Source organism: Streptomyces sp. NPDC096310 (assembly GCF_044763125.1).
GTDB lineage: Bacteria > Actinomycetota > Actinomycetes > Streptomycetales > Streptomycetaceae > Streptomyces.
The window spans coordinates 39,711-47,703 of record NZ_JBIWFO010000036.1 but is presented as its reverse complement, the minus strand read 5'-3'; the positions used below and the strand labels follow the sequence as shown (position 1 = coordinate 47,703).

General features: G+C 68.7%; 8 protein-coding genes. All 8 read left to right on the top strand.

All coding sequences use genetic code 11. The annotated features are described in order from the left end of the window. The first annotated feature begins 173 nt into the window (after positions 1-173). The 8 genes from ACIQ7D_RS35315 (at position 174) to ACIQ7D_RS35280 (ending at position 7,966) form a co-directional block, all read left to right on the top strand. The gene (locus tag ACIQ7D_RS35315; protein WP_329823349.1) at positions 174-782 is read left to right on the top strand and encodes a CDP-alcohol phosphatidyltransferase family protein; all 609 of its coding nucleotides are present in this window, start codon (positions 174-176) and stop codon (positions 780-782) included. Positions 783-894: 112 nt separating this feature from the next. Then, entirely contained in the window at positions 895-3,390 is a 2,496-nt protein-coding gene (locus ACIQ7D_RS35310; RefSeq protein ID WP_403944967.1) for a sugar phosphate nucleotidyltransferase, read from the top strand. Between the two features lie 121 nt (positions 3,391-3,511). Continuing rightward, on the top strand, positions 3,512-4,444 hold the full coding sequence (locus ACIQ7D_RS35305; protein ID WP_403944966.1) for a DUF881 domain-containing protein: 933 nt from the start codon (positions 3,512-3,514) through the stop codon (positions 4,442-4,444). Next, positions 4,441-4,773, top strand: a complete 333-nt coding sequence (locus ACIQ7D_RS35300; RefSeq protein ID WP_023543062.1) for a small basic family protein — start codon at positions 4,441-4,443, stop codon at positions 4,771-4,773. Before ACIQ7D_RS35305 ends, ACIQ7D_RS35300 begins: the two co-directional genes overlap by 4 nt. A 5-nt stretch (positions 4,774-4,778) precedes the next feature. Beyond that, complete coding sequence (locus tag ACIQ7D_RS35295) at positions 4,779-5,714, top strand: DUF881 domain-containing protein (protein WP_403944964.1); 936 nt, start codon at positions 4,779-4,781, stop codon at positions 5,712-5,714. Between the two features lie 82 nt (positions 5,715-5,796). Then, the gene (locus tag ACIQ7D_RS35290) at positions 5,797-6,681 is read left to right on the top strand and encodes an FHA domain-containing protein (protein WP_403944975.1); all 885 of its coding nucleotides are present in this window, start codon (positions 5,797-5,799) and stop codon (positions 6,679-6,681) included. A gap of 20 nt (positions 6,682-6,701) precedes the next feature. Then, complete coding sequence (locus ACIQ7D_RS35285) at positions 6,702-7,439, top strand: MerR family transcriptional regulator (RefSeq protein ID WP_403944962.1); 738 nt, start codon at positions 6,702-6,704, stop codon at positions 7,437-7,439. A gap of 53 nt (positions 7,440-7,492) precedes the next feature. Next, entirely contained in the window at positions 7,493-7,966 is a 474-nt protein-coding gene (locus ACIQ7D_RS35280) for a bifunctional nuclease family protein (RefSeq protein ID WP_006123076.1), read from the top strand. Positions 7,967-7,993 lie beyond the last annotated feature (27 nt).

Sequence of the window (7,993 nt, the reverse complement as noted above, 5' to 3'; positions counted from 1 at the left end):
TGCAGGGGGGACCCTGTGGGAGAGTAGGACGCCGCCGAACAATTATTGTGGGAATGCCCCGCACCTTTTGGTGCGGGGCATTTCTGCGTTCCAGGCCCCCTTGCAGGCGCCGGCCCGCGCTGAGGGTAAGGTCAGGAGGCATCGTTGGCTCGTTCCACACAGGAGGCCCCCGGGTGGAGGTCCAGGAGACCCGCGTCCAGACGGACCGGGTGCTCACCATCCCCAACATCCTCAGCATGGCTCGCCTCGTCGGCGTACCGCTCTTCCTGTGGCTGATCCTCCGTCCCGAGTTCGGCGGACCCAACAGCGACGGTTGGGCCCTGCTGGTGCTGATGCTGAGCGGTGTCAGCGACTACCTCGACGGGAAGCTCGCCCGCCGCTGGAATCAGATCAGCAGCCTCGGGCGGCTCCTCGACCCCGCCGCGGACCGGCTGTACATCCTTTCCACCCTGGTTGGCCTCACATGGCGCGAGATTCTGCCGCTGTGGCTCACCGCCGCCCTATTGGCCCGTGAGCTGATGCTTCTGGTGATGGTGGGGATCCTCCGCAGGCACGGTTACCCGCCTCCCCAGGTGAACTTCCTCGGGAAGGCGGCTACCTTCAACTTGATGTACGCCTTCCCGCTCCTGCTGCTCAGTGACGGGAGCGGTTGGCTCGCGTCACTCGCCGAAGTTTTCGGATGGGCGTTCGCAGGATGGGGTACAACGCTGTATTGGTGGGCAGGAGTCCTGTATGTGGTCCAGGTCCGTCGGCTCGTCAAGGCGGACAACGTGGCCGATTGAGCTCGTCGAGTGGTGCCGTGCAATGTCGCCGGCTCACGCCTGACGCCACGCGGCCTCGTTCCTGACGGGTGAAGTCGGCGAGACCGTCTCTTTCAAGGAGGACGCTTCCGACATGAAGGCCGTCGTGATGGCCGGTGGCGAAGGTACTCGGCTTCGTCCCATGACCTCAAGCATGCCCAAGCCGCTCCTGCCGGTCGTGAACCGGCCGATCATGGAGCATGTGCTGCGGTTGCTCAAGCGCCATGGGCTCAGCGAGACCGTCGTCACCGTGCAATTCCTCGCCTCCCTCGTCAAGAACTATTTCGGCGACGGTGAAGAGCTGGGCATGGAGCTCAGCTATGCGAACGAGGAGAAGCCGCTCGGCACCGCCGGGAGCGTGAAGAACGCCGAGGAGGCACTGAAGGACGACGCGTTCCTCGTCATTTCCGGTGACGCCCTCACGGACTTCGATCTGACCGACCTCATCTCCTTCCACAAGGAGAAGGGCGCACTCGTGACGGTGTGTCTGACCCGGGTCCCGAATCCGCTGGAATTCGGTATCACGATCGTGGACGAGGAAGGAAAGGTCGAACGCTTCCTGGAGAAGCCCACCTGGGGCCAGGTCTTCTCCGACACCGTGAACACGGGTATCTACGTCATGGAGCCCGAGGTCTTCGACTACGTCGAGGCCGATGTGTCGGTGGACTGGTCCGGCGACGTCTTCCCTCAGCTCATGAAGGAGGGCAAGCCGATCTACGGCTATATCGCCGAGGGCTACTGGGAGGACGTCGGCACGCACGAAAGCTACGTCAAGGCCCAGGCCGACGTGCTCGAAGGCAAGGTCGACGTCGACATCGACGGCTTCGAGATCTCCCCGGGCGTCTGGGTCGCCGAAGGCGCCGAGGTCCACCCCGACGCCGTACTGCGCGGTCCGCTGTACATCGGGGACTACGCCAAGGTCGAAGCCGATGTCGAGCTGCGCGAGCACACCGTCATCGGCTCCAACGTGGTCGTCAAGACCGGGGCGTTCCTCCACAAAGCCGTCGTCCACGACAACGTGTACATCGGCCAGCACAGCAATCTGCGCGGCTGTGTGATCGGCAAGAACACCGACATCATGCGGGCCGCACGCATCGAGGACGGCGCGGTCATCGGCGACGAGTGCCTGGTCGGCGAGGAATCGATCATCCAGGGCAATGTGCGGGTCTACCCGTTCAAGACCATCGAGGCCGGCGCCTTCGTCAACACCTCGGTCATCTGGGAGTCCCGCGGCCAGGCGAATCTCTTCGGCGCCCGCGGTGTTTCGGGCATCCTGAACGTCGAGATCACGCCAGAAGTCGCGGTCCGGCTGGCCGGCGCGTATGCGACCACGCTGAAGAAGGGCTCCACCGTCACTACGGCACGTGACCATTCGCGTGGCGCCCGTGCCCTCAAGCGAGCGGTGATCTCCTCGCTCCAGTCCAGCGCCATCGACGTACGGGACCTGGAGAACGTGCCGCTGCCCGTGGCCCGGCAGCAGACCGGCCGGGGCAGCGCCGGCGGCATCATGATCCGGACGTCGCCGGGGGTGCCCGACTCCGTCGACATCATGTTCTTCGACGAGCGGGGCGCCGATCTCTCCCAGGCGGGCCAGCGGAAGCTGGACCGGGTGTACGCCCGCCAGGAGTACCGCCGCGCGTTCCCCGGCGAGATCGGGGATCTCCACTTCCCCGCGAGCGTCTTCGACTCGTACACCGGCTCCCTGCTCCGCAACGTCGACACCACCGGGATCTCCGAGGCCGGGCTGAAGGTCGTCGTCGACGCCTCCAACGGCAGCGCCGGGCTCGTCCTGCCCAGCCTGCTCGGCCGGCTCGGTGTCGACGCCCTGACGATCAACCCGGGGCTCGACGAGGCCCGGCCCACGGAAACGGCCGAATCGCGCCGCTCGGGACTGGTCAGGCTCGGCGAGATCGTGGCATCGGCGCGGGCCGCGTTCGGTGTACGGTTCGACCCCGTCGGCGAGCGGCTGTCCCTGGTCGACGAGCGCGGCCGGATCATCGAGGACGACCGGGCCCTGCTGGTCATGCTCGACCTGGTCGCCGCGGAGCGGCGCAGCGGGCGGGTCGCGCTCCCCGTGACCACCACGAGGATCGCCGAACAGGTCGCCGCGTACCACGGCACACAGGTGGAGTGGACGACGACCTCGCCCGACGATCTGACCCGGGTGGGCCGCGAGGACACCACGATCTTCGGCGGGGACGGCCGTGGCGCGTTCATCGTGCCGGAGTTCAGCAGCCTTCTCGACGGTACGGCGGCCTTCGTACGGCTCATCGGTCTGGTGGCCCGTACCCAGCTCACCCTGAGTCAGATCGACGCCCGTATCCCGCGCGCCCACGTCCTGCGCCGTGATCTGGCGACGCCGTGGGCCGTCAAGGGCCTGGTGATGCGCAGCGTCGTGGAGGCGGCCGGTGAGCGGCAGGTGGACACCACCGACGGGGTGCGGGTGGTGGAGACCGACGGACGCTGGGTGATGGTGCTGCCCGACCCGTCCGAGGCCGTCACCCATCTGTGGGCGGAGGGGCCCGACGACGCGTCGGCCCAGGCGCTGCTCGACGAGTGGTCGTCCGTGGTGGACAGCGCAGGTCATTAGGGGCGGTCCGGGACGCTTCGGCGGCGTCCCGGCAGCGGGCCGGACGGCGTCCGTGGACGCCGTCCGGCGCGTCGGTGGGGCCATTCGGCGGTAGCGGTCGCGACGTGCGACGATGTGCGGCATGTCGCAGCAGCCCCCCGTCCGGAGCGCCACTTCTCCGCCCCCGCGTCCGGACGCGTCGATGTCGCTGCTGAACAGTGTGATGGACCACAGCCTCGACGAGGGGTACGCGGAGGCGGCGGCCCGCAGGGACGCGGAGGACGGCGGCCTGCCGCGCACGTTCAAGGCCAAACTGGGGCTGGCCGCGGGGCTGGTGCTGGCCGCTCTCGTCGTCACCGTCGGTGCCGCCCAGGCGCGTATCTCGGCCCCTGTCGTGGCGAAGGAGCGCGAGGAGCTGATCGACCGGATCAACTCGGAGACCTCGACCGCCGACGGGCTGGAGAGCACGGTCGAGAAGCTCCGCAAGGAGGTCGGTGACCGCCAGCGTGCCGCTCTGCGGACCCAGGGCGGCGGCCAGGGCGAACTGGTGGCCCTGCTGGCCGGTGCGACCCCGGTGCGGGGTCCCGGCGTCAAACTGGTCGTCGACGACGCCAAGGGCGCCTCGTCGGGTGGCGGCGGCGGGCCGCGGGAGAGCAGTGGTTTCTCCGACACGGGCCGGGTACGCGACCGGGACATGCAACGGGTCGTCAACGGCCTGTGGGAGTCGGGCGCCGAGGCGATCGCCATCAACGACCAGCGGCTGACCTCGCTGTCGGCGATCCGGGCCGCCGGGGACGCCATACTGGTCGACAACAGGCCACTCGTGCCGCCGTACACGGTGCTCGCGGTGGGGGACGGAAAGAAGCTGAGCACCGCGTTCCAGGACAGTGCCGACGGCCAGTATCTCCACTCCTTGCAGGAGAACTTCGGCATTCGCACCAGCATCTCGGACCAGCGGGACCTGCGCCTTCCTGCCGCGCCCAGCCTGATCGTACGTACAGCAGAGCCGAAGACCGCCGACGCCGGGAAGGGCAACGGGCAGGACGCGGCCGACATGGAGAAGGGCACATCGTGATCGCCGTACTGGGCCTCGTCGTGGGAGTCGTGGTCGGGCTGTTGGTCCGGCCCGAGGTGCCGGCCGTGGTCGAGCCCTATCTCCCGATCGCCGTCGTCGCCGCTCTGGACGCGGTCTTCGGCGGGCTGCGTGCCATGCTCGACGGGATCTTCGTCGACAAGGTGTTCGTGGTCTCGTTCCTGTCGAACGTGGTGGTCGCCGCGCTGATCGTCTTCCTCGGCGACAAGCTGGGCGTGGGCGCGCAGTTGTCCACCGGTGTGGTCGTCGTCTTCGGTATCCGGATCTTCTCCAACGCTGCCGCCATCCGCCGGCACGTGTTCCGGGCGTGACGCCGATGAACAGCGAAGAGAACCCGCGGAAGCCTCAGGACCCTCAGGACCCCGAGAACTCTCGGCGGCCCGGTGACACCGGGAAGCGGCATGACTCCGAGCGGCCCGAGCGGCCCCAGGGCGCCGAGGAGGCCGCCGGTGCCGCGCACGGGGCCTCCGGGGCCGGCGCGGCCCCCGAGGGTGCCGCCGGGGACGCGCCGGGGCCGTCCGGGGCCCAACAGCTCACCGGCCGCCAGCGGTTGGCGGCCGGGCTGTGGCCGCCCCGGGTGACGCGTGCGCAGCTCATCGTCGCCGTCCTGCTGTTCGGGCTCGGTCTCGGACTCGCGATCCAGGTCAGGTCCAACAACGACGACAGCGCGCTGCGGGGCGCCCGCCAGGAGGACCTGGTGCGGATCCTCGACGAGTTGGACAACCGGACGCAGCGGCTGGAGGACGAGAAGCAGCGTCTGGACGCCCAGCGCACCGAGCTGGAGACCAGCTCGGACCAGGCCGAGGAGGCCCGTAAGCAGACCAAGGAGAAGGAGCAGCAGCTCGGTATCCTGGCCGGTACGGTCGCCGCCGAGGGGCCCGGCATCACGCTGACGATCAGGGACATCAGCGGGACGGTCGAGCCGGACATGCTGCTCGACGCGCTCCAGGAGCTGCGGGCGGCCGGCGCGGAGGCCATTCAGATCAACGATGTCCGTGTCGTCGCCGATACGTACTTCTCGGGCGCCGGAGGTGAGGTACGGGTGGACGGCAAAGCGGTGTCCTCGCCGTACGTCTTCAAGGTGATCGGCAAACCGCAGGATCTGGAGCCCGCCCTGAACATTCCGGGCGGGGTGGTCCAGACGCTGGAGAAGGAGCAGGCCACGGCCACGGTGGCGCGGCCTGAGAAGATCATTGTGAATGCCTTGCGACCCGCGAAGCGGCCTGACTACGCTCGGTCGTCATCACGGTGAGGCGGGGGCGCATGCGAGCCGTCGTACGGGGGCATGAGGTTGCGGGGGGTCGGCGCACGAAGAGTGCGGTGAGTGGTGGAAACTGTCCGGTGGATACGGACGTTGTCAAAGTGTCCGGGTCGGCAGGTGTGTTCATTCAGGGTTCGTCCTGCCCCACGGGCGGGTCTGTTTCGGTCAAGGGGAATCGCCCGTGAAGTTGTTTGGGAAGTTGTTCGGCAAAAGCGCACGCGAGGACGGCGGGGGGCGCTCCCGCCATCGCGCAGCGCGCGGCGGGAGCGAGGAGCAGGGCGGCGAACGTCCGCTCTTCCGCGACCAGGTGGGCGGCGAGGCCACCGGCGCGTCGTCTGTTGACCCTGCCGGTCCCGGCCGCATAGGTTTCGGGGAATCATCGGCCCCCGGGGGGCCGTCGCGGCAGGAGGATCCCTCTATGGCGGCCTTGCCGGTTTGTACGAGGTGCGGGCACCGCAATGCCGAGGCCAGTCGGTTCTGCTCCAACTGCGGGGCGCCGTTGCGGGGCGGAGTGCCCCCGGAGCGCGCTTCGGAGACGACCTCCACGATCTCGATCTCGGGTCTTGAGGCGTACGACTCCGAGGTGACGGGCCAGACGTCGCTTCCTTCGCTCACGCCGGAGGCGCAGGCCGCCGTCGACGCCCTGCCGCTCGGCTCGGCGCTCCTGGTGGTGCGGCGCGGTCCGAACTCGGGCAGCCGCTTCCTGCTGGACGGCGAGCTGACCACGGCCGGCCGCCATCCGGAGAGTGACATCTTCCTGGACGACGTGACCGTGTCACGCCGCCACGTGGAGTTCCGCAGGGGCGGCGACGGTCACTTCACGGTCTCGGACGTCGGCAGCCTGAACGGTACGTACGTCAATCGTGAGCGGATCGACTCGGTCCTGCTGGCGAACGGCGACGAGGTCCAGATCGGTAAGTACCGGCTGGTCTTCTACGCGAGCCAGCGGGGCGTGTGACACACCGCTGAGGAAGGTCCATGCCGCGTACACCGACGGGCGGTGCCGGAGACGGCGCCGCCCCCACGGGCGACCCGCTGATGAGCATCGGCGCGGTCCTGGGCAGGCTGCGGGACGAGTTTCCCGAGGTCTCCATCTCCAAGATCCGGTTTCTGGAGGCCGAGGGGCTCGTCGAGCCCTGCCGGACCCCTTCGGGGTACCGGAAATTCAGTGTGGAGGACGTTCAGCGGCTCGCTCGTGTCCTGCGGATGCAGCGGGACCACTATCTGCCGCTGAAAGTCATCAAGGGACACCTGGACGCCCTGGAGCGCGGCGAGGACGTGCCTCTTCCCGGCTCTCGACGGGTGCTCCCGGGCGCGCGGGGGGACGCGGAGCCCGATGTCCCGACCGCGGCGCGGATCGGCCGTGAGGAGCTGCTGGCGGCCGCCGAGGCCGACGCGCACGCGCTGGCCGAGTGGGAGGCGTACGGCCTGGTCGCCCCGATGCCGGACGGCGGCTACGACGCGGAGTCGGTGACGGTCGCGAAACTTGTCTCGGATCTGGGCAGATTCGGCCTGGAACCGCGACACCTGCGCGCCATGAAGGCGGCGGCCGAGCGCGAGGCGGGGCTGGTCGAGCAGGTCGTGGCCCCGCTGCGGCTGCACCGTAACCCGCAGACCAGAGCCCATGCCGAGGAGACCGCCAGGGAGCTGTCGGCGCTCTGTGTACGGCTGCATGAAGCCCTGCTCCGCACGGCTCTGGGACCTGGTCCGCACTGATCACGGGGGAGTCCGACTACCCAAACCTGCCGGGCACGTCCTAGGGTTGCTGTGTGAACGAGCTCGACGTTGTGGGTGTCCGGGTGGAAATGCCCTCCAACCAACCGATCGTGCTCCTGCGTGAAGTGGGAGGCGACCGGTACCTCCCCATTTGGATCGGACCGGGGGAGGCGACCGCCATTGCCTTCGCCCAGCAGGGCATGGCCCCGGCCCGGCCGCTGACCCATGATCTCTTCAAGGACGTGCTGGAAGCGGTGGGCCAGGAGCTCACCGAAGTCCGGATCACGGACCTGCGTGAAGGGGTCTTCTACGCGGAGCTGGTCTTCGCGAGCGGGGTCGAGGTGAGCGCGAGGCCGAGCGATGCCATAGCGCTCGCTCTGCGCACGGGGACGCCGATCTACGGCAGTGACGGGGTTCTGGACGATGCCGGCATCGCCATCCCGGACGAGCAGGAGGACGAGGTGGAGAAGTTCCGCGAGTTCCTCGATCAGATCTCTCCGGAGGACTTCGGGACCAACAGCCAGTGACCGGCCGGTGAGCGCCGCGCCGGTCCC

What these genes read in the sequence shown, in the direction of transcription:
- ACIQ7D_RS35310 (WP_403944967.1), top strand. Translation starts at nt 895, where the DNA reads ATGAAGGCCGTCGTGATGGCCGGTGGCGAAGGTACTCGGCTTCGTCCC.
- ACIQ7D_RS35305 (WP_403944966.1), top strand. Translation starts at nt 3,512, where the DNA reads ATGTCGCAGCAGCCCCCCGTCCGGAGCGCCACTTCTCCGCCCCCGCGT.
- ACIQ7D_RS35295 (WP_403944964.1), top strand. Translation starts at nt 4,779, where the DNA reads ATGAACAGCGAAGAGAACCCGCGGAAGCCTCAGGACCCTCAGGACCCC.
- ACIQ7D_RS35285 (WP_403944962.1), top strand. Translation starts at nt 6,702, where the DNA reads ATGCCGCGTACACCGACGGGCGGTGCCGGAGACGGCGCCGCCCCCACG.